Genomic DNA, 20232 nt, shown 5'->3' on the forward strand with positions numbered 1-20232 from the left:
AGAAGCGCCAATGAATAAGCGATAGTTAAAGTTTTTTTCGATTTATATAAGGCATCGTGTATGAATGTGCGCCACGAGCCGTAACGGGACGGGGTGCGCGTAAACCCCCTTGGTTGCGCTCTCGCTTCTGATATATTGTATTGCACATATGGAATTTGCTTGTAGCAACGGCTAAACACAACGTTGGAGACACACCACCGATGTCTGCCGAAACCCAGTACGAAGCGAGGTTGTCCCCGCTGAGCTTGACGCTCGAACCCATTCACGCCACCGTCTCGCTGCGCGATCAGGCGTATGCGCGGCTCAAGCAGGCGATTGCCGAAACCGATATCTACCGCTCCCGCGATGAAATCCGGCTCGATGAGAAGGAGCTGACCGAAATGCTCGGCGTGAGCCGTACACCGGTGCGCGAGGCCATGACGCTGCTGGAACAGGAAGGATTCCTGCGCACCGTGCCACGGCGCGGTGTCTATATTCTGCGCAAGACCCGCAAGGAGATCGTCGAGATGATCTATATGTGGGCCGCGCTCGAAAGCATTGCCGCGAGGCTGGCCACGCAGCGCGCGTCGGATGAGGACATTGCGCGGCTGCGCCGCATGTTCGCGGACTTCGGCGAGGGCGCGCCCGCCGAGCATATCGAGGAATACTCCGAAGCCAACATCACGTTTCATCAGGCACTGGTGGAGCTGTCCAAGTCGCCGATCATCGTGGAGACCATCAAGAACATCTTCATGCATGTGCGCGCGATCCGGCGCATGACGATCGCGCAGAGCGATCGCGCGTCGAGATCCATCGTGGATCACATGCGAATCATCGAGGCGCTCGAGGCGCGCGACACCGAAAGAGTGGAGCGGCTCGTGCGCCAGCATTCGATCGATCTTGCGCTGTTCGTCGAGGCGAACTGCGACTTTCTCGATTGAGCACGGCGCGCGCAACGACGCACGCCGTTCATCTGGACATTCATGGGCATGAATTGAACGCCGCTGCAGCGGTGTGAGCCCATGCGTTCCGCGCTTTCATCTGCGTGCTTTTGCTACCCAATATGTTTGGACTCCGTAATAAATGGATGATTTGCACCCGTGCATTTCGGCGCAGCGTTGCGGATCGTGTTGTGTGCCGCATCAAAGCGAAGGCACAGACGTCTGCTCGCATAAGCGTTGCACGTCATATTGCAGCGCGGCATGAACCGGGCGCGTAAAAAAACATCTTGACTAATACTGTGTGTGGAATATTGTATATCACGAGTAACCCAACGCCCCGACAAAGAGGAGACGTCATGGCAGAAGCAGGCATCAACGACGCGCAGGAGAGCCCTGCGCAGGAAGCGCAACCGACGACCGACGGTTTTCACCTCGTCATCGACGCGCTCAAGCTCAACGACATCGACACGATTTACGGTCTGGTCGGAATTCCGATCACGGACCTCGCGCGTCTCGCCCAGGCCGAAGGGCTGCGTTTCATCGGCTTCCGGCACGAGCAGAATGCGGGCAATGCCGCGGCCATCGCGGGCTACATGACGAAGAAGCCCGGTATTTGCCTGACGGTTTCGGCTCCTGGCTTTCTCAACGGCCTCACCGCGCTCGCGAACGCCACCACCAACTGCTTCCCGATGATCCTCATCAGCGGTTCGAGTGAGCGCGAGATCGTCGACCTGCAGCAGGGCGACTATGAGGAAATGGACCAGCTCAATGCGGCCAGGCCGTATGCCAAGGCCGCGTACCGCGTGCTTCATGCCGAAGACATCGGCATCGGCATTGCGCGGGCGATCCGCGCGGCGGTCTCGGGCCGGCCGGGCGGCGTCTATCTCGACCTGCCGGCCAAGCTGCTCGCGCAGACCATCGACGCCGTGAAGGGCGAGCAATCGCTCGTGAAGGTCGTGGATGCGGCGCCGCGCCAACTGCCCGCCCCCGAAGCGGTCAAGCGCGCGCTCGATGTCCTCAGGACTGCAAAGCGCCCGCTGATCCTGCTCGGCAAGGGTGCGGCCTATGCCCAGGCCGACGCGCAGATTCGCGAGTTGGTGGAGAAGAGCGGAATTCCGTACCTGCCGATGTCGATGGCCAAGGGCCTGCTGCCGGACACGCATGAGCAGTCCGCCTCGGCGGCGCGCTCGTTCGTGCTGGCGGAGTCGGATGCCGTCGTGCTGATCGGCGCGCGCCTGAACTGGCTGCTCTCGCACGGCAAGGGCAAGACTTGGGGGGCGCCGGCGCCCAAGCGTTTTGTGCAGATCGATATCGCGCCCACCGAGATCGATAGCAACGTGGCGATCGAAGCGCCCGTGATCGGCGACATCGGCTCGTGCGTCGAGGCGCTCGTCGCCGGCATGGGCGCGGACTTTCCGAAGCCCGACGCGCAGTGGCTCGATGCCGTCGCGGAACGCAAGAGCAAGAACCTCGCGAAGATGGCCGCGACGCTCGAGAAGAACCCGTCGCCGATGAATTTCCACAGCGCACTGCGCGCGATTCGCGACGTGCTCAAGACGCGCCCCGACATCAACGTCGTGAACGAAGGCGCGAACACGCTCGACTACGCGCGCGCCGTCATCGATATGTATCAGCCGCGCAAGCGTTTCGATTCGGGCACGTGGGGGATCATGGGCATCGGCATGGGCTTTGCGATCGGCGCGGCGGTTACGAGCGGCACGCAGGTCGTGGCCATCGAAGGCGACAGCGCGTTCGGTTTCAGCGGCATGGAGCTCGAGACCATCTGCCGCTACAACCTGCCGGTCTGCACGATCGTCTTCAACAACAACGGCGTGTATCGCGGCACGGACGTGAACCCGAGCGGCAGCGCCGACGTCGCGCCCACCGTGTTCGTGAAGGGCGCGCGCTACGACAAGATGATCGAGGCGTTTGGCGGCATCGGGTTCCAGGCGAGCACTCCTGAAGAACTCACCGCGGCACTGCTTGAAGCGATCGCGTCGGGCAAGCCCACGCTGATCAACGCAGTAATCGACGAGTCGGCCGGCACCGAGAGCGGCCGCCTCACGAATCTGAATCCGCAAAGCGCGGCCATGAAGAAATAAATCCGCCCGGTCAGGATATATTTTTATTAGGAGTCTGGATAATGAGCAAACCCCTCGACGGCATCAAGATCATCGATTTCACGCACGTCCAGGCCGGCCCCGCGTGCACGCAAATGCTCGCGTGGTTCGGTGCGGACGTGATCAAAGTGGAGCGGCCAGGCGCTGGCGACGTGACGCGCTCGCAGTTGCGCGACATTCCCGAAGCCGACGCGCTCTATTTCACGATGCTCAACAGCAACAAGCGCTCGCTCACGCTCGACACCAAGAAGCCGGAAGGCAAGGAGGTGCTCGAGAAGCTGATTCGCGAGTCGGACGTCATGGTGGAAAATTTCGGCCCGGGCGCGCTCGATCGCATGGGCTTCACCTGGGAGCGCATCAAGGAGCTCAATCCGAAGATGATCGTGGCTTCGGTGAAAGGCTTCAGCGAAGGCCATCACTACGACGACCTGAAGGTCTATGAGAACGTCGCGCAGTGCGCGGGCGGCGCGGCTTCGACCACGGGCTTCTGGGACGGCCCGCCCACGGTCAGCGCGGCGGCGCTCGGCGACAGCAACACCGGCATGCATCTGGCCATCGGCATTCTCACGGCGCTGATCGGCCGCGACAAGACGGGCAAGGGCCAGAAGGTGGCCGTCTCGATGCAGGACAGCGTGATCAACCTGTGCCGCGTGAAGCTGCGCGACCAGCAGCGTCTCGATCGCGTGGGCTATCTGGAGGAGTACCCGCAGTATCCGCACGGCACGTTCAGCGACGTGGTGCCGCGCGGCGGCAACGCGGGCGGCGGTGGCCAGCCGGGCTGGGTGCTCAAGTGCAAGGGCTGGGAAAACGATCCGAACGCGTATATCTACTTCACGGTCCAGGGGCACGCATGGGAGCCGATCTGCCGCGCGATCGGCAAGCCCGAGTGGATCGACGATCCGAACTACAAGACGGCCCAGGCGCGCCAGCCGCATATCTTCGACATCTTCGCGGTGATCGAGGCGTGGCTTGCCGACAAGACCAAGTTCGAGGCCGTCGATATCCTGCGCAAGTTCGACATCCCGTGCGCGCCGGTGCTCAGCATGAAGGAAATTGCCAATGACCCGTCGCTGCGCGCAAGCGGTACTATCGTCGAGGTCCCGCACAAGGAACGCGGTTCGTATCTCACCGTGGGCAGCCCGATCAAGTTCTCGGAGCTGAAGCCAGAAATCACGGGTTCGCCGCTGCTCGGTGAGCATACGGACGAAGTGCTCGCCGACCTTGGCTACACGCCGCAGCAGATCGCGGCGCTGCGTGAGTCGCGCGCCGTCTGAGGCGCGGGACGCTCTGGCCGACAAGCGCAGCGCGGCGTGCGAGTGAGTTTCGCGCGCGCCGCGCTTTGCCGGCCCAACCCTTTCCCCCTTTGCCCAAGATATGTCTAGCGCCATGCCAACCGCCATCGATTTCGAACAACTTGCCGACGCGATCGGCGACGCCATCGTCATCTCGGACGCCGCCGGCGACATCACTTACTGGAATCCCGCCGCCACCCGCATGTTCGGCTATACGCGCGACGAGGCATTTGGCAAGACGCTCGATCTGATCATTCCCGAGCGGCTGCGCGGCCGCCACTGGGACGGCTATCACAAGACGATGGCGACGGGGCAGACGCGCTACGGCAACGACGTGCTGCGCGTGCCCGCCGTCGACAAGGACGGGCGCGCGCTTTCCATCGCGTTCACCGTCGCGCTGCTGCATGGGCAGCAAGGCGAGGTGACGGGCATCGTCGCCGTGATTCGCGACGAGACTGCGCGCTTCCAGGAGGAGCGCAATCTGCGCAAGCGCATTGCCGAGCTCGAAGCGCAGGCACAGGCACACATGCAGCAGTCCTGAGCCAGCGGGTTCGCCCGCAGTTGCCGGTAGATCGCTTGACGCCACTCTTCAGGTTCGCACGGAGCGCTTCGATGCATACAGAAAGACTCGGACATTACGAGGTCGAACTTTCGGCCCGTCAGGTCATCCACAACGGCGGCTGGGCGGCGTTTGCCGCGATCCATGCACGCCCGGACGAGCCGTCCGGGCAGCGTGGCCCGCATGGCGAGGGCGCGGCCGTGTTCCCCGAGCAGCGTGTGGCTGACGAGACCGTCTTCGCCAGCGAGGCGGCCGCCATTGCGGGCGCCCGCAAGGCGGCGCTCGCCGTGCTCACGTATCTCGGGACAGTCAACGCGCTTCGCTAGCGGTCCCGGGAAGACGCAACGAGGCGCCGCGCGGCGCAGCATCCGACGCGCGCGAACTATTCCAATAACTGGGCAATAACACCCTTGCATGGGGCCGGAGCAGGCGCTTTGACCCACTCTGGCCGACACAGGAGACGTTTCATGACAGCATGGCCACGCCATCGGCGCGCCAGGGGCTTTTGCGCCCCGCCGATTCCTCGCGTCTGCGATAGCGCTACATCCATGCGCGGAGGTTCGTCATGGCAATGACCATCGCAGTGCCCCGCGAAGCCTTCGAAAACGAACGCCGTGTGGCGGCAACGCCGGAAAGCGTCGCACAACTGATCAAACTCGGCTATGAGGTCGAGATCGAAGCCGGGGCCGGCCACAAAGCATCCTACGGCGACGACGCGTATCGCGCGGCGGGCGCATGCATCGTCGATGGCGCGCTCGAGCTCTGGGCCAACGCCGACATCGTGCTGAAGGTGCGTCCGCCGTCGATCGAGGAGGCGCTGCGCCTGAAGACCGGAGCGACGCTCATCAGCTTCATCTGGCCAGCGCAAAGCGGCGCGCTGCTCGACGTGCTCGCCACCCGTGGCGCGACGGTGCTCGCGATGGACTGTGTGCCGCGCATCTCGCGCGCGCAAAAGCTCGATGCGTTGAGCTCGATGGCGAACATGGCGGGCTATCGCGCCGTGATCGAGGCCGCGCAGCATTTCGGACGTATTTTCACTGGCCAGATCACGGCCGCGGGCAAGATGCCGCCCGCGAAGGTGCTCGTGATCGGCGCGGGCGTGGCCGGTCTCGCGGCCATCGGCGCGGCGCGCGGGCTGGGTGCCATCGTGCGCGCATTCGATACGCGGCCCGAGGTCGGGCAGCAGATCGAGAGCATGGGCGCCGAGTTCCTGAGCGTGGACGTGGAGGAGGAAGGCGGTGGTGGCGGCGGCTACGCGAAAGTGATGAGCGCGAAATTCATCGAAGCGGAGATGGCGCTTTTCAAGGCCCAGGCGAGCGAGGTGGACATCATCGTGACGACAGCGCTGATCCCGGGCAAGCCCGCGCCGCGCTTGATCGATGCGGAGATGGTCGCGTGCATGCGCGCGGGCAGCGTGATCGTCGACATGGCCGCCGAGCAGGGCGGCAACTGCGAGCTCACGCGGGCGGGCGAGGTCGTGCATGCGCACGGCGTGACGGTGATCGGCTATACCGATCTGCCGAGCCGCATGGCGAACCAGTCGAGCCAGCTCTACGCGACGAACCTGCGCCACCTGCTGACCGATCTCACGCCTACTAAGGATGGCGAAATAATACTCGACATGGACGATGTCGTGCAGCGCGGCACGACGGTCATGGAGCGGGGCAAGCTGTGCTGGCCGGCGCCCCCCGTGCCGACCGCGGTCGCACAGACCGCCGCAGCGGCGCCTGCGGCGAAGGCCGGGCCGCAGGCGCACGCTGCGGCAGGCGGTGCGGCTCCCGATGCCGCTGCAGCACGCGGGCGCAGCGCGTGGCCGCTGGCCGCGCTGGTCGTGGCCGCCGCGCTGTTGCTCGCACTTGGCGCAGTCGCACCGCCTGCGTTCGTGGCGCATTTCACGGTGTTCGTGCTGGCCGTGTTCGTCGGCTATCAGGTCGTCTGGAATGTGACGCCGGCATTGCATACGCCGCTCATGAGCGTGACCAACGCTATCAGCGGGATCATCGTGATCGGCGCGCTGCTGCATCCCCATGGCGCGGATACGGGCACCGTCGTGAGCGTGCTCGCGGGCGTCGCGCTTCTGGTCGCGACGGTCAACATCGCGGGCGGGTTCCTCGTGACCCAGCGCATGCTGAAGATGTTCCAACGGACTTAAGGAGACTGGCGTCATGCTCGGTGGAATCGGCAATATGGCGTGGCTCGGCTCGGCCACGCTCTTCATCCTCAGCCTGCGCGGGCTCAGTCATCCGGCGAGTGCCCGGCGGGGCAATCTCTTCGGCATCTGCGGGATGGCGATCGCGGTGCTCGCCACGCTGCTCGTCACGGGCGGGGCGGGGCTCGAGATCGCGCTCGGGGCCGCGCTGGTGGGCGGCGGCATCGGCGCCGTGCTCGCACGGCGCGTGGAGATGACGCAAATGCCCCAGCTCGTGGCCGTGCTGCACAGCTTCGTCGGCCTTGCGGCAACGCTCATCGCCTTCGCCAACTTTCTCTCGCCCGCCGCCGCGACTAGCGCCATCGAGCGCGGAATTCACGACACGGAGATCTATGTCGGCGCGTTCATCGGCACCGTGACTTTCAGTGGCTCGATCGTGGCGTTCCTCAAGCTGCAGGGCACGGTGGGCGGCAAGCCGCTCGTGCTGCCCGGCCGGCATCTCATGAATGCCGCGGCGCTGGCGCTGTGCATCGCGCTCGGCTATCTCTTCGTGAGTGCGCCGCAGGGCCCGTATGCACTCACTGCGCTCGTCGCGATGTGCGCGATTGCGGCGGTGCTGGGCGTGCATCTGGTGATGGCGATCGGCGGTGCGGACATGCCCGTGGTCGTGTCCATGCTCAACAGCTATTCGGGCTGGGCAGCGGCGGCAACCGGCTTCATGCTCGACAACGACCTGCTGGTGACGACTGGCGCGCTCGTGGGCTCGAGCGGCGCGATCCTCAGCTACATCATGTGCCGCGCCATGAACCGCAGCTTCGTTTCGGTGATCCTTGGCGGCTTCGGGGCGGTGGCCAGCACGGCAAGCGCGGCGCCGCAGGGCGAAGTGGTGGCGACCTCGGTGGAGGAAGTGGGGGCGCTGCTGCGCGACGCCGCCGAGGTCGTGATCGTGCCCGGCTACGGCATGGCAGTCGCGCAGGCGCAGAGCACCATCAGCGAGATCACGCGCAGGCTGCGCGCGCAGGGCGTGCGTGTGCGCTTTGGCATCCATCCGGTGGCGGGGCGCCTGCCGGGCCATATGAACGTGTTGCTCGCCGAGGCGAAGGTGCCCTACGACATCGTGCTCGAAATGGACGAAATCAACGAAGACTTCACGAGCACCGATGTCGTGCTCGTGATCGGCGCGAACGATATTGTGAACCCGGGCGCGCAGGAGGATGCGGGCAGCCCGATCGCCGGCATGCCGGTGCTCGAGGTGTGGAAGGCGCGCACCGTGGTGGTCTCCAAGCGCAGCATGGCGACGGGTTACGCGGGCGTCGACAATCCGCTTTTCTATAAGGAGAACACACGAATGTTGTTCGGCGATGCAAAGGGCAGCGTCGACGCACTGCTCAGGCAGCTCGAAACAGCTTGACGGGCAATCGCGCACGGCAAATGGCGCGCGGCACGGCGAGACCGGCCGCGCGCGAGGCCACCGGTGACGGCGGCGCATCAACGTACGGAGAGAGACAACCGTGGCACATACCGATCGCATCGACGTTCCTTATACGGCGCGGCGGCACAACCGCTGGGTGCAGCTCGTGGCGGGCGTCGCCTGCATGGGGCTAGTCGCCAATCTGCAGTATGCGTGGACACTGTTCGTAGTACCGATGGATTCGAAGCATCACTGGGGGCAGGCCGCGATTCAGCTCGCGTTCTCGCTGTTCATCGTGACGGAGACCTGGCTCGTCCCCGTGGAGGGCTGGCTCGTCGACCGCTTCGGGCCGCGTCCGGTCGTGATGGGCGGCGCATGCTGCGTGGCGCTGGGGTGGGCGCTCGACGCATGGGCGCCCGTGTTGCCGGTGCTCTACGTGGCGGCGGTGATCTCGGGTATCGGCGCGGGGTGCGTGTACGGCACCTGCGTGGGCACGGCGCTCAAATGGTTTCCCGACCGGCGCGGTCTCGCCGCGGGCATGACGGCCGCGGGCTTCGGCGCGGGCGCGGCGCTCACCGTCATTCCGATCGCGCGCATGATCCAGCATTCGGGCTATGAGACGGCCTTCGTGTTTTTCGGCCTGTTGCAGGGCGTGTGCATCATGGCGCTCGCGCTGGTGATGGTGCGTCCGAAGCCGCCTGCGCATGCGGCCGGCGTGCAGCGCGTCGTCGCCACGAAGACCGACTACACGACGCGGCAGATGGTCCGCGCACCGCTCTTCTGGGTGATGTACGCGATGTTCGTGTGCGTTGCCACGGGCGGCATCATCGCGACCGCGCAGATCGGACCGATCGCCAGGTCGTACGGCTTCGCCACGATGCCGGTGGCGTTCATGAGCGCGTCGCTTCCGCTCCTCACGATGACGCTGTCGATCAACAATCTCTGCAACGGCTTCACGCGGCCGCTGTGCGGGCTCATTTCGGACCGGATCGGGCGTGAGAACACCATGTTCATCACGTTCCTGGGTGAGGGGCTCGCCTTGCTCGGCCTGCGCTACTACGGCCACGACCCGTACCTGTTCATGCTGTTCTCGGGGCTCGTGTTCCTGTTCTACGGCGACATCTTCTCGAACTTTCCGGCCACCTGCGCGGACACCTTCGGCGCGCGCTACGCGGCGGGCAATGCGGGCACGCTCTATACGGCGAAGGGGACCGCCGCGTTGCTGGTGCCGGTTGCCACGCTGCTGGCGCTCCACGGCGGATGGAACATGGTGTTCGAATTCGCGGCCTGTATCGCGATGATGGCGGGGGTGTGCGCGAAGGTATTCTTGCAGCCGATGCGACGGCGCTGGATTCTCCAGTCGGGCGTGAGCGCGAAGCGTACGGACAGGGCGTTGGTTCGCGAGCCGCTTGGTTCCGGAGAATAAGGCGCGAGCCTTGCACCCTCAACCCGGCTTCGCAGTCCTGGTGTGTGTCGCGCGTACGCGCGCGCGGCGCACACGCCGGGAGTGGGTGCGCGCCTGGACGCGGCGCGGATCGGTCTCGGGCACTTCGACAAGTTCGTCTGCGGCGGACAACGCCGCATAGCGTCCATCGTTGCGGCCGCGCTCGACCCATTCGGCTGGCAATCGGGTTGCGATCAACCATGTCGCTGCGGCGCCGAAGCCCACGGCTATGATCGCGACGCTAACGACGACTGGCATCTCGTCTCCCTGTTATCGGCATGGTCCGGTACAGACGACGTGCATCAGGCGTCGACCGTTTGCGGTCAATGTATACCACTAAATATAACGGGGTGCTTTTTGAGCGGCGTCCGCGGGTCAGCCGTTTTGTGCGAGGTGAGCCGAAGTCCTGGCGCTGAGCGGGGAAGGCGATGTGCGCGAAAAACAAAAAAGCCCGCAATGTGCGGGCTTTTTTAATGAAGCTTCAGTACTTGAAGCAGCGTGGTGCCCAGGAGAGGACTCGAACCTCCACAGTGTTGCCACCGCCAGGACCTGAACCTGGTGCGTCTACCAATTCCGCCACCTGGGCACGTCTTCAAGCTAGACAGCGATTATAGCGCGATTCTGAACTCTGTCAACAGATGTTTTCAATAAATCTTCACATTGCGAAAGATCTGCATCGGTGTGCACGAACCGGCGAAACATGGAGCGCAGAGGGAAGTGCTGCTCGCGCGCCGAAAATGAAAAAGCCGGCATAAAGCCGGCTTTTTTGAATCTTGGTGCCCAAGAGAGGACTCGAACCTCCACAGTGTTGCCACCGCCAGGACCTGAACCTGGTGCGTCTACCAATTCCGCCACCTGGGCAAGGTGTCGCTTACTACTTGCTGCTGCGTTGTGTCGTGCAGCAGAGAACGAGATTCTAGCGTGTCTGTAGGGCCTGTCAAGGCCCTTTTGAGAAAAAGATTCGCGGCCGCCGTCGGGCCCGAGTCCGGTGCACGAGTCTCGTGCACCGTGCCTCTGCAAGCCTGCACGCTGAATTGCCGGGTGCGGCGCGGGTGTTAGAATGCCTCGCAGCAGTAGAGACGGCATGGCGCAAGCGCTCAAAGCGTCACCGCGCGTGGTGTGCCAGAAGCGCGCAGCGGTGCACATCTGCGCGCCGTTTGTGCCAGCCGCATGTTGCAGCACTCGAAGACCGGGGCGCGGCATGATTTCCCGTATCCGCGCACTATCCGACGTCCAAGTCACGAGAACAACCATCGACAAGCCCTTGAGCAAATATCCCTATCCGATTCCCAGCCGCGAAGAGATCCTCGGCGTGCTGCGGACCAGCGAATCGCCCTGTACCGCGAACGATATCGCCGAGGCGCTGGCCATCAAGCGCCAGGAGCGCGAAGGGTTCTTCAGGCGGCTCGCCGCGATGGAGCGCGACGCTCAGATCCGGCTCGACTCGCGCGGCCACTATCAGCTTGCGCATCCGTCGAACTTCGTTGCGGGCCGCGTCCAGGGCCATCGCGACGGCTACGGCTTCCTCGTGCGCGACGACGGCCAGGACGACCTGTTCCTGCCGCAAGGCGAGATGCAGAAGGTCATGCACAACGACCGCGTGCTCGCGCGCATCGTCGGCTACGACCGTCGCGGGCGTCCGGAAGGGCACATCGTCGAGGTCACGGACCGCGCGAACCGCAGCGTGATCGGGCGGCTCCTGAACGAAAACGGCGCGCTCATCGTCGCGCCCGAAGACAAGCGCATCGGCCACGACATCCTCGTCACGCAGAACGTGAAGAAGGCCAAGGTCGGCCAGGTCGTGGTGGTCGAGCTCACCGACTTCCCGAGCCGTCACTCGCAGCCGCTAGGCCGCGTGATGGAGGTGCTCGGCGATATCGACGACCCTGGCATGGAGATCGAGATCGCCGTGCGCAAGTACGGCGTGCCGCACGAGTTCAGCAAGGCCGCGCTCGACGAGGCCGCGAAGCTGCCCGACGCCGTGCGTCCCGCCGATATCCGCTATCGCGTCGATCTGCGCGACGTGCCGCTCGTCACCATCGACGGCGAAGACGCGCGCGACTTCGACGATGCCGTCTACTGCGAGCCGACGAAGGTCGGGCGCGGCGACGGCTTCCGTCTGCTCGTGGCCATTGCCGACGTCTCGCACTATGTGCTGCCCGGCGGCGGGCTCGACGTGGACGCCATCGAGCGCAGCACCTCGGTGTACTTCCCGCGCCGCGTGATTCCGATGCTGCCCGAGAAGCTCTCGAACGGGCTGTGCTCGCTCAATCCGCACGTGGACCGCTGTGTGCTGGTTTGCGACATGGTCATCACCGCGCGCGGCGAGATCAAGGCGTATCAGTTCTATCCCGGCGTGATGCATTCGGCTGCGCGTCTCACGTATACCGAAGTGGCCGCGGTGCTCAAGAACACCAAGGGGCCGGAGGCGATGCGCCGCGCCGCGCTGCTGCCGCATTTGCAGAACCTCTACAGTGTCTATAAGTCGCTCTTCGCGGCGCGCCAGAAGCGCGGTGCGATCGACTTCGACACGACCGAAACCTATATCGTCTGCAACGCGCAGGGCAAGATCGAGCAGATCGTGCCGCGTCAGCGCAACGACGCGCACAAGCTGATCGAAGAGTGCATGCTCGCGGCCAACGTCTGCGCGGCCGACTTCATGAAGCGCAACAAGCATCCGGGCCTGTACCGGGTGCACGCGGGGCCGAGCGCGGAAAAGCTCGAGAACCTGCGCACCTTCCTGCGCGGCATGGGTCTCTCGCTCGGCGGCGGCGACACGCCTCACGCGAGCGATTACGCCGCGCTCATGGCGCACATCCGCGACCGGCCCGATGCCCAGATGCTGCAGACGATGCTGCTGCGCTCGATGCAGCAGGCCGTCTACAGCCCGGACAACATCGGCCACTTCGGTCTCGCGTACGAGGCCTATGCGCACTTCACGAGCCCGATCCGCCGCTATCCGGACCTGCTCACGCACCGTGCGATCTACGCGATCCTGCAGGGCAAGAAGTATCAGCCGGCGGCGCCGGAGGGCGTCGAACTCAATACGGCACTCTCGCCGCGCGCCCGCGCGCTGCAAGCCGAGGACGAGGCGAAGCGCGGCAAGCGCGCACGCGGCGCGAACACGGCAATCTGGGAAGAACTGGGCCTGCACTGCTCGGCCAACGAGCGCCGCGCGGACGAAGCCTCGCGCGACGTCGAGGCCTGGCTCAAGTGCTATTTCATGCGCGACAAGCTCGGCGAGGAATACGGCGGGATGGTGAGCGGCGTGACGTCGTTCGGCATTTTCGTGCAGCTCGATTCGCTGTTCATCGAAGGCCTCGTGCATGTGACGGAACTGGGCTCGGACTATTTCCAGTACGACGAGATCAAGAACGAGTTGCGCGGCGAGCGCACCGGCATCCGCTATCGTCTTTCGGACCGCGTGCGCGTGCAGGTGAGCCGCGTCGATCTCGACGCCCGCAAGATCGACTTCCGCCTCGTGCGCGACACGCCGGTCAAGCCTGCCATGAATCGCGGCCCGCAAGGCCAGCAGCAGGAGCGTGGCGCGGCGGACGGCGGTCCGCGCTTGCGGTCGCTGCCGCAAGGTCAAGGCGGCCAAGGCGGTCAGGGCGGTCAGGGCGCCGACGACGTGCGGCGCAAGAAGGCCGCACCCGCGCCGAGCGCCGCCGTGAAGGAAGCGCGCGCGGCGCGCAGCGCGGCCAAGACCGCGAAAAAGCGCGCGGCATCGAAGGCGGCAGTCAAGAAGTCTTCACCGCGCAAGAAGCGCTGAAGCCGTGCTGCGCGCGTGAGCGCGCAGCGTGTGGAGCATGAATGCGCCGCGCCGCGAATGCCGCGCGGCGCATGGTCGTTTGACCAGACACGCCGTGCCTGCCGCCGAGGCGGCCATCGAGGTGGCCGCGGGCGCGGGCATGGCGTGACCCGGACCGCGCGTCGGCCGGTGGAATCACACTCGTTCGCGGCGAGAGGCACCGCGCCTTGCGCGCCGCGAACCGTTCATCAGGGGTTGTATCAAGTCATGTCACGTCTCAAGGTTCTTTACGGGTTTCATGCGGTGACCGCGCGCTTGCGGCACGACGCGTCCACGGTCGAGGATGTCTACTACGACACGACGCGGCGCGACCGCCGCATGCAGGATTTCCTGCACGCCGCGAAGGACGCGGGCGTGCGCATCATCGCCGCGGACGAGACGCGCCTGTGGGGTCTCGCGCGCACCGAGCGCCATCAGGGCGTGGTCGCGCGCGTGCACGATCTGCCGCTCGCCCAGAACCTGGCCGAGTTGCTCGACGGCATCCAGGGCTCGCCGCTCCTGCTCGTGCTCGACGGCGTGACCGATCCGCACAACCTCGGAGCCTGTCTGCGCGTGGCCGATGCCGCCGGCGCTCACGCGGTGATCGCGCCGCGCGACCGCGCCGTGGGCCTGAACGCCACGGCTGCGAAGGTGGCGAGCGGCGCGGCCGATACCGTTCCGTACATCACGGTCACGAACCTCGCGCGAGCACTGCGCGAGTTGAAGGACGCGGGCGTGTGGGTGGTCGGCACGGCCGGCGACGCGAGCGCGAACCTCTATCAGACGAAGCTCGACGGCCCCGTCGCGCTCGTGCTGGGCGCCGAAGGCGAGGGCATGCGCCGCCTCACGCGCGAAACCTGCGACGAGGTCATGCAGATTCCGATGGCGGGCACGGTCGAGAGCCTGAACGTTTCGGTGGCTTCGGGCGTGTGCCTGTTCGAGGCGGTGCGTCAACGCGCGGCCGCCCGCTGACGCGTCCGGCCCATGACGTCTCTGCGCCAGGCGAGCCGGGCTGCGATGCGGATCGCGATCGCGAAAGCGCGCGTTGCGCCGCCCGCGATTGGCGGAGCCGGCCTGGCGGGCCAGATCAGCACATTGAGCACGTTCGGCGCCGCTTCGCTCGCCGCGCTGGCGCTCGCCGCCTGTGCGCCCGCCACGATGATCGACCGTGGCGGCTACGTCGCCGACACGCAATATCACGCGCGCAGCGCCGACTCGCGCATCCGTTTTCTCGTGCTGCACTACACCGAGGGCGACGAGCGCACCTCGCTCGAGGAGCTGACGCAGCAGAGCGTGAGCGCGCATTACCTCGTTCCCCAGCATCCGCCGGTGCGCGACGGCAAGCCCGTCGTGCTGCAACTCGTGCCCGAGGCGCAGCGCGCCTGGCACGCGGGCGTGAGCGAGTGGCAGGGCACGACCGAGCTGAACGCGGCTTCGATCGGCATCGAAAACGTCAATTCGGGGCCGCGCGACACGCCGCAGGGGCGCGAGTGGGCGCCCTGGCCGCCCGATCAGGTCGCCGCGATCATCGCGCTCTCGAAGGACATTGTCACGCGCTACGGCATTCCCCCCACGCGCGTGGTGGGTCATAGCGATATCGCCCCGCAACGCAAGATCGATCCGGGCCCGCTGTTCCCGTGGCAGCAGCTCTACAAGGCGGGGGTGGGCGCGTGGCCCGACGACGCGACGCTCAAGGCCGATCTCGCGGGCCGCGCCCCCGACGCCCCGGCCGATGTGCGCGGCCTGCAGACGAAACTGGCGCGCTATGGCTATGACGTCGCGACCGACGGCGTGTTCGACGAGCGCACGCGGCGCGTGTTCGCGGCGTTCCAGATGCATTTCCGGCCGCGTGACTACTCGGGCACGCCCGACGCCGAAACCGATGCCATCGCGCAGGCGCTGCTCGACAAATACGTCGATCAGGCGGCGCCCGCACAGCCCGGCGCGGCTGAAAGCGCGCCTTGAGCCGCGGCGGGAGTTAGTGCTTCAGCACTTACTCCCGCCCCATGCAAAGCGCCTTACTCTGATCCCATGCTTCGCGATCGAAGCACTGCGGGTGTAGTCGCGGCTGCGGCTGCCCGCAACTCCGGTAAACTATGCGTTTTCCGCGTTTTTCTCTCCTCGGGCAGTTCCCCATCATGACTCAAGACGAACTCAAGAAACTGGTCGGCCAGGCCGCCGCCGACTATGTCAACGCGCACGTGCCGGAAGGCGCCGTGATTGGCGTCGGCACCGGCTCGACCGCGAACTGCTTCATCGACGCGCTGGCCGCCAGCAAAGGCCGCTACCGCGGCGCCGTGTCGAGCTCGGTCGCGACGACCGCGCGCCTCGAAGCACATGGCTTCAAGATCTTCGACCTCAACGAGATCGAATCGCTGCCCGTGTACGTGGACGGCGCCGACGAGATCGACGCGTCGGGCGCGATGATCAAGGGCGGCGGCGGGGCGCTCACGCGCGAGAAGATCGTCGCCTCGGTGTCGGAGGTGTTCGTGTGCATCGCCGACGCGAGCAAGCGCGTGGACGTGCTCGGCCAGTTCCCGCTGCCCATCGAAGTCGTGCCGATGGCGCGCACGGCCATCGGCCGCCGCGTCGCGGCGCTCGGCGGTGTGCCGGTGCTGCGCGTGCAGAAGGACGGCTCGCCCTATATCACCGACAACGGCAACGAGATTCTCGATGTGAAGGGCCTGCGCATCAGCGACCCGCGCACGCTCGAGGCGCACGTCAACGCATGGCCCGGTGTCGTGACCGTGGGTTTGTTCGCGGCACGCGGCGCCGACCTGTGCCTCATCGGCGGCGAAGCGGGCGTAGAGCGCGTCGAATACCACAAGGGCTGATAGCGCGCGCGAGCGGCGGCGAGCAAAGACGTGCGATAACCCGCGCGCATACCGTTACGCGGAGCGCGGGCTATCGCTCGCTTTCGACTGGGTGCCAGGCGGTGTGCCGGGTACCTGCGGGCGGGAAGGCATCAAGCGAACCTTTCCGTCGTGCGCCGAAATTAATCAGACATCCTGATTATCACGGCCTGTCGCGGCACGGGCAAAACGGCAAAACGGCAAAACGGCAAAACGGCAAAACGGCAAAACGGCAAAACGGCAAAACGGGCGAAGCGGGCGAAGCGGGCGAAGCGGGCGAAGCGGGCGAAGCGGGCAAAGCGGGCGAAGCGGGCGAAGCGGCAAAGCGTGCCCAGTTGCGCACGCTTTGCAAACCCAGCCATCGAGACGAGTCAGCGCGCTTCTGCCGGGGGGCGGCCCGGCGCGGGCTCATTCCACCGTTTCCGCTTGTTGAAGGCGCGGCAGCAGGCGGTCGAACTCGCGGCGCACGAGGCCGTAGCACTCGCAGGCGCGGGCTTCGAGGCCCTTGCGGTCGAGCACGCGGATGCGGCCGCGGCTGTGGTGGATCAGACCTTCGTCGTGCAGCTTGCCTGCCGCTTCGGTGATGCCTTCGCGGCGCACGCCAAGCATGTCGGCGATGAGCTGCTGCGTGACCGTCAGGTCGTTCGACGCCACGCGGTCCACCTCGATCAACAGCCACCGGCACAGTTGCTTGCTGAGCGAGTGATGGCGGTTGCAGGCAGCGGTCTGCGCCACTTGCGTGAGCAGTGCGTGCATGTAGAGCAGCATGAGGCGGCGCAGGAAATCCGAGCGCGCGAACTGTTGCCGGAGGCTTTGTGCGCTCATGCGATACGCGAAGCCCGAGCATTGCACCTGCACGCGATTGGGCATGGTTTCGCCGCCCGTGAGCACGGGCACGCCAGTCATGCCTTCGCGGCCGACCGCGGCGATTTCCACGGAGCTGCCGTCTTCCATCGTCGAGAGCATGGAGATGATCGCCGTCGTCGGAAAGTAGACGTGATGAATGCGCTGGCCGGAATCGCAAAGCAGTTGTTCGGTGCGCAGATGGACGAGTTCGAGATGCGGTGCGAGTGCTTGCCACTCGTGCGACGGCAATGCGCCGAGAAGGTGGTTGCCGTGCAGGTCCGATTGAAGGGTCAACATGATTGGTCCTCGTGCGAAGCAGCATTCGCCGCCTCTTGTCTTGTCATTCCGGCCGCCGAACCATTTGTTGTATGCCGCTTCCCGTAGCGGCTATTGGTTCGTCGTGCCGGCCCCATAGTCCCGAGTGCGTTCGCGATATCGGTTGTATGCGTCACGCCTGTGTGGCGCTTCCCACTAAGCAGGGTGTGTGCCAGAGAGTCTCAAACCTTGTGCTTGCGCGGCTTTGCGGGCGTTACGTCCTGAGCGCGCCGGTGTAACCCCGGGTTTTTGTTTCAAATATGTACGACGGCTCACCGGCGCGCAGCCGTCGGCCGAGCGTTCCGCACAGGGGCAAGTGATTGAATTTCTTGAGTTATTCGGGGTGGCGGAGGGTGTGTTCGAAAATGACTCCATGCTGAAACACGCGCACCCGGGGCCGATGGCCGTGCGGCCGGGACGTGCGTGGAACTGTTCGAAATTGATTCAGCTGCGTTGCACCGCAGGCGATCTGCGCAGAAACGTACGCTCCTGAAACATGACGGCGTTACGACCCATCACGTTACGCAAGGCACCGCTGACGAAGAGGCCAGGCGTTGCCCGCGCAACGGCCCGGCAAGTGCGAGACGGGCGTGCACAACGCCGTTTTGCCCGCTGGCGAGCCGCAAGTGCGGTAGCGAGCGGTCAGTGTGGGTATGCGTACAGAATCGGCTGCCGCGCTTTGCTCCAATGGAGTCCGAACACCGAGGCGGCGCGTGGGCCATATGGCGCGCGCGTGGGTCCGGGACCAGACATCCGAACGGGAGCTTCCCGCATGAACCAGGTCGTCACGCCGGCCGGCTTGATTGCCGCTGCCAATGAACCCGAAGTTGCACTCGTCGTCCAGCCCGTGGTGCTGGCCGGCGGTTCGGGCACGCGGCTGTGGCCGCTCTCGCGCGAACACTGTCCCAAGCAGCTGATCGACTTGCTCGACGGCGAGTCGCTGCTCGAAGCCACCGTGCGCCGCCTCGATGGGGTATACGCGCGCGGCGGCCCGCAGGTGCGCAAGGCGGCGCCGCTCGTCGTGAGCAGCGAAGAGCTGCGCCACATGACGGCCGACCGCCTCGGCCGCAGCGGCATGGCGGCGCGTGTCGTGTTCGAGCCGGTCGCGCGCAATACCGCGCCGGCGCTCACGGTTGCCGCGCTCGCCGCATGCGCCGCGCAGGCAGTGGAAAAAACAGCGGCGAAAACAGCGGCAACGGCAAACGCAAACGTGCTGGAGAACGACAGTGATCCGATTCTGGTCGCGATGCCCGCGGATCATCTGATCGCCGATCGTGCCGCGTTTGCCGCCGCGCTCGAAGACGCGGTGACCTACGCTGCGCGCGGCGCGATCGTCACGCTCGGCGTGCCGCCGCAACGGGCGGAAACCGGCTACGGCTACATAGGCGCAGGCACCACGCTCGGCGCAAGCGGGGCACGCACCATCGAGCGCTTCGTCGAAAAGCCCGATGCCGATGTCGCCGCCCGCTACGTCGCCTCGGGCGACTACTGGTGGAACAGCGGCATTTTCGTGGTGCGCGCCTCGGTGTGGCTCGCGGCCATCGCGCGCTGCCGGCCCGCCATCGCGGCGCAGTGCGAGCTGGCTTTCGAACGGGCGTGCATCGACGCGGACGGCACCGTCCATCTCGACGCGGCGGCGCTCGCCGCGTGTCCTTCCGATTCGATCGACTACGCGGTGATGGAGTCCGTGGGCGCCGACGCGCGTCTCGCAGGCGTGGTCGTGCCGCTCGTGGCGGGCTGGTCGGACGTCGGCGCGTGGGATGCGGTCTGGCAGGTCTCCGAGAAGGACGCGAGCGGCAATGTCGCGCGCGGGCGCGTGCTGTTCGAAGACTCGAGCGAAAGCTTCGCGCATTCGGATGGCCGGCTCGTCGCCTGCGTGGGCGTGCACAACGTGGTGGTGGTGGAGACGGCCGATGCCGTGCTGGTCGTGGCCAAGGACCGGGTGCAGAGTGTCAAGGCGATCGTCGGCAAGCTCAAGGCGCAGCACGGCGAGGAGGCGCAGCATCATCGCCGCGTCGAGCGGCCGTGGGGCTGCTACGACTCGGTCGATCGCGGGGAGCGCTTCCAGGTCAAGCGCATTGTCGTGAAGCCGGGCGGGCAGCTCTCGTTGCAGATGCATCATCATCGCGCCGAGCACTGGGTGGTCGTGCGCGGCACGGCGCGCGTCACGCGCGGCGACGAGGTGTTCCTGATCTCTGAGAACGAATCCACTTACATTCCGCTCGGCGTGAAGCACCGGCTCGAAAATCCGGGCAAGACGCCGCTCGAGATCATCGAGGTGCAGTCGGGCTGCTATCTCGGCGAGGACGACATCGTGCGCTTCGACGATCAGTACGGACGTGCGGGAGAGCACGCTGGCACCACCGCGCCGCGTTGAGGCAAATTGCCGGGGCAGCACTGCATATGCACGGGAGGACGCCGCGCCATCATCGTCATGCCGATGATGGCGCGGCGGCATGACAAAACGGTAAGTGGACGATTCATACAGACTGCTTACGAATCGACAACGAAAGACTGTAAATCACAAAATTCGG

16 protein-coding genes and 2 tRNA genes are annotated in these 20232 nt (G+C 65.6%); 13 read left to right on the plus strand and 5 right to left on the minus strand.

Features of this window, described 5'->3' with window-relative positions; all coding sequences use genetic code 11:
* Positions 1 to 200 precede the first annotated feature (200 nt).
* The 8 genes from EYW47_RS05465 to oxlT all read left to right on the plus strand — a co-directional run bounded on the left by EYW47_RS05465 (position 201) and on the right by oxlT (position 9877).
* Entirely contained in the window at positions 201 to 920 is a 720-nt protein-coding gene (locus EYW47_RS05465) for a GntR family transcriptional regulator (RefSeq protein WP_133193855.1), read from the plus strand.
* A gap of 356 nt (positions 921 to 1276) precedes the next feature.
* Positions 1277 to 3022, plus strand: coding sequence for an oxalyl-CoA decarboxylase (gene oxc, locus EYW47_RS05470; RefSeq protein ID WP_133193856.1), 1746 nt, complete (start codon positions 1277 to 1279; stop codon positions 3020 to 3022).
* Positions 3023 to 3063: 41 nt separating this feature from the next.
* Positions 3064 to 4314 (plus strand): formyl-CoA transferase, encoded by a 1251-nt coding sequence (gene frc / locus EYW47_RS05475; RefSeq protein WP_133193857.1) that lies wholly within the window; start codon positions 3064 to 3066, stop codon positions 4312 to 4314.
* 112 nt (positions 4315 to 4426) lie between these two features.
* Complete coding sequence (locus tag EYW47_RS05480; RefSeq protein ID WP_133193858.1) at positions 4427 to 4873, plus strand: PAS domain-containing protein; 447 nt, start codon at positions 4427 to 4429, stop codon at positions 4871 to 4873.
* A gap of 71 nt (positions 4874 to 4944) precedes the next feature.
* On the plus strand, positions 4945 to 5217 hold the full coding sequence (locus tag EYW47_RS05485; RefSeq protein ID WP_133193859.1) for a hypothetical protein: 273 nt from the start codon (positions 4945 to 4947) through the stop codon (positions 5215 to 5217).
* A gap of 239 nt (positions 5218 to 5456) precedes the next feature.
* Positions 5457 to 7043 carry a Re/Si-specific NAD(P)(+) transhydrogenase subunit alpha gene (locus EYW47_RS05490; protein ID WP_133193860.1) on the plus strand — a complete coding sequence of 529 codons (1587 nt, stop codon included), beginning with the start codon at positions 5457 to 5459 and terminating at the stop codon, positions 7041 to 7043.
* A gap of 13 nt (positions 7044 to 7056) precedes the next feature.
* Positions 7057 to 8451 carry an NAD(P)(+) transhydrogenase (Re/Si-specific) subunit beta gene (locus tag EYW47_RS05495; protein ID WP_133193861.1) on the plus strand — a complete coding sequence of 465 codons (1395 nt, stop codon included), beginning with the start codon at positions 7057 to 7059 and terminating at the stop codon, positions 8449 to 8451.
* A gap of 100 nt (positions 8452 to 8551) precedes the next feature.
* Positions 8552 to 9877 (plus strand): oxalate/formate MFS antiporter, encoded by a 1326-nt coding sequence (gene oxlT, locus EYW47_RS05500; protein ID WP_240763557.1) that lies wholly within the window; start codon positions 8552 to 8554, stop codon positions 9875 to 9877.
* An 18-nt stretch (positions 9878 to 9895) separates the two neighbouring features.
* Here the strand turns inward: oxlT and EYW47_RS05505 are convergent, their stop codons facing one another.
* From EYW47_RS05505 to EYW47_RS05515, 3 genes are all read right to left on the minus strand, one after another.
* Positions 9896 to 10153 carry a hypothetical protein gene (locus EYW47_RS05505; RefSeq protein ID WP_133193862.1) on the minus strand — a complete coding sequence of 86 codons (258 nt, stop codon included), beginning with the start codon at positions 10151 to 10153 and terminating at the stop codon, positions 9896 to 9898.
* Between the two features lie 241 nt (positions 10154 to 10394).
* A tRNA-Leu gene (locus tag EYW47_RS05510) sits at positions 10395 to 10481 on the minus strand.
* 188 nt (positions 10482 to 10669) lie between these two features.
* Positions 10670 to 10756 (minus strand) — tRNA-Leu (locus EYW47_RS05515).
* Positions 10757 to 11159: 403 nt separating this feature from the next.
* On the opposite strand from EYW47_RS05515, the gene rnr reads away from it, so the two are divergent.
* The 4 genes from rnr to rpiA all read left to right on the plus strand — a co-directional run bounded on the left by rnr (position 11160) and on the right by rpiA (position 16519).
* Positions 11160 to 13667, plus strand: coding sequence for a ribonuclease R (rnr, locus tag EYW47_RS05520; RefSeq protein ID WP_133193863.1), 2508 nt, complete (start codon positions 11160 to 11162; stop codon positions 13665 to 13667).
* Between the two features lie 246 nt (positions 13668 to 13913).
* On the plus strand, positions 13914 to 14657 hold the full coding sequence (gene rlmB, locus EYW47_RS05525) for a 23S rRNA (guanosine(2251)-2'-O)-methyltransferase RlmB (RefSeq protein ID WP_133193864.1): 744 nt from the start codon (positions 13914 to 13916) through the stop codon (positions 14655 to 14657).
* A gap of 12 nt (positions 14658 to 14669) precedes the next feature.
* A complete protein-coding gene (locus EYW47_RS05530) occupies positions 14670 to 15650 on the plus strand; it encodes an N-acetylmuramoyl-L-alanine amidase (protein ID WP_240763558.1) in 981 nt (326 codons plus the stop codon).
* A 173-nt stretch (positions 15651 to 15823) separates the two neighbouring features.
* The gene (gene rpiA / locus EYW47_RS05535) at positions 15824 to 16519 is read left to right on the plus strand and encodes a ribose-5-phosphate isomerase RpiA (RefSeq protein ID WP_133193865.1); all 696 of its coding nucleotides are present in this window, start codon (positions 15824 to 15826) and stop codon (positions 16517 to 16519) included.
* A 161-nt stretch (positions 16520 to 16680) separates the two neighbouring features.
* Here rpiA and EYW47_RS05540 read toward each other — a convergent pair whose 3' ends face one another.
* Together EYW47_RS05540 and EYW47_RS05545 are read right to left on the minus strand one after the other, a co-directional pair.
* Positions 16681 to 16899: a hypothetical protein gene (locus tag EYW47_RS05540; protein ID WP_133193866.1), complete on the minus strand. Its 219-nt coding sequence runs from the start codon at positions 16897 to 16899 to the stop codon at positions 16681 to 16683.
* Between the two features lie 46 nt (positions 16900 to 16945).
* Positions 16946 to 17680, minus strand: a complete 735-nt coding sequence (locus tag EYW47_RS05545) for a Crp/Fnr family transcriptional regulator (protein ID WP_028216738.1) — start codon at positions 17678 to 17680, stop codon at positions 16946 to 16948.
* Positions 17681 to 18470: 790 nt separating this feature from the next.
* Here EYW47_RS05545 and EYW47_RS05550 point away from each other — a divergent pair.
* Entirely contained in the window at positions 18471 to 20075 is a 1605-nt protein-coding gene (locus EYW47_RS05550; RefSeq protein WP_133193867.1) for a mannose-1-phosphate guanylyltransferase/mannose-6-phosphate isomerase, read from the plus strand.
* Positions 20076 to 20232 lie beyond the last annotated feature (157 nt).

Origin of the sequence: Paraburkholderia silviterrae (assembly GCF_004353915.1) — a bacterium.
Taxonomy (GTDB): Bacteria; Pseudomonadota; Gammaproteobacteria; order Burkholderiales; family Burkholderiaceae; genus Paraburkholderia; species Paraburkholderia silviterrae.

What these genes read in the sequence shown, in the direction of transcription:
- rlmB (WP_133193864.1), top strand. Translation starts at nt 13,914, where the DNA reads ATGTCACGTCTCAAGGTTCTTTACGGGTTTCATGCGGTGACCGCGCGC.
- frc (WP_133193857.1), top strand. Translation starts at nt 3,064, where the DNA reads ATGAGCAAACCCCTCGACGGCATCAAGATCATCGATTTCACGCACGTC.
- EYW47_RS05545 (WP_028216738.1), bottom strand. Translation starts at nt 17,680, where the DNA reads ATGTTGACCCTTCAATCGGACCTGCACGGCAACCACCTTCTCGGCGCA.
- EYW47_RS05530 (WP_240763558.1), top strand. Translation starts at nt 14,670, where the DNA reads ATGACGTCTCTGCGCCAGGCGAGCCGGGCTGCGATGCGGATCGCGATC.
- EYW47_RS05550 (WP_133193867.1), top strand. Translation starts at nt 18,471, where the DNA reads ATGAACCAGGTCGTCACGCCGGCCGGCTTGATTGCCGCTGCCAATGAA.
- EYW47_RS05480 (WP_133193858.1), top strand. Translation starts at nt 4,427, where the DNA reads ATGCCAACCGCCATCGATTTCGAACAACTTGCCGACGCGATCGGCGAC.
- rpiA (WP_133193865.1), top strand. Translation starts at nt 15,824, where the DNA reads ATGACTCAAGACGAACTCAAGAAACTGGTCGGCCAGGCCGCCGCCGAC.
- EYW47_RS05485 (WP_133193859.1), top strand. Translation starts at nt 4,945, where the DNA reads ATGCATACAGAAAGACTCGGACATTACGAGGTCGAACTTTCGGCCCGT.
- EYW47_RS05465 (WP_133193855.1), top strand. Translation starts at nt 201, where the DNA reads ATGTCTGCCGAAACCCAGTACGAAGCGAGGTTGTCCCCGCTGAGCTTG.
- EYW47_RS05495 (WP_133193861.1), top strand. Translation starts at nt 7,057, where the DNA reads ATGCTCGGTGGAATCGGCAATATGGCGTGGCTCGGCTCGGCCACGCTC.
- EYW47_RS05540 (WP_133193866.1), bottom strand. Translation starts at nt 16,899, where the DNA reads ATGGCTGGGTTTGCAAAGCGTGCGCAACTGGGCACGCTTTGCCGCTTC.
- oxc (WP_133193856.1), top strand. Translation starts at nt 1,277, where the DNA reads ATGGCAGAAGCAGGCATCAACGACGCGCAGGAGAGCCCTGCGCAGGAA.
- EYW47_RS05490 (WP_133193860.1), top strand. Translation starts at nt 5,457, where the DNA reads ATGGCAATGACCATCGCAGTGCCCCGCGAAGCCTTCGAAAACGAACGC.
- EYW47_RS05505 (WP_133193862.1), bottom strand. Translation starts at nt 10,153, where the DNA reads ATGCCAGTCGTCGTTAGCGTCGCGATCATAGCCGTGGGCTTCGGCGCC.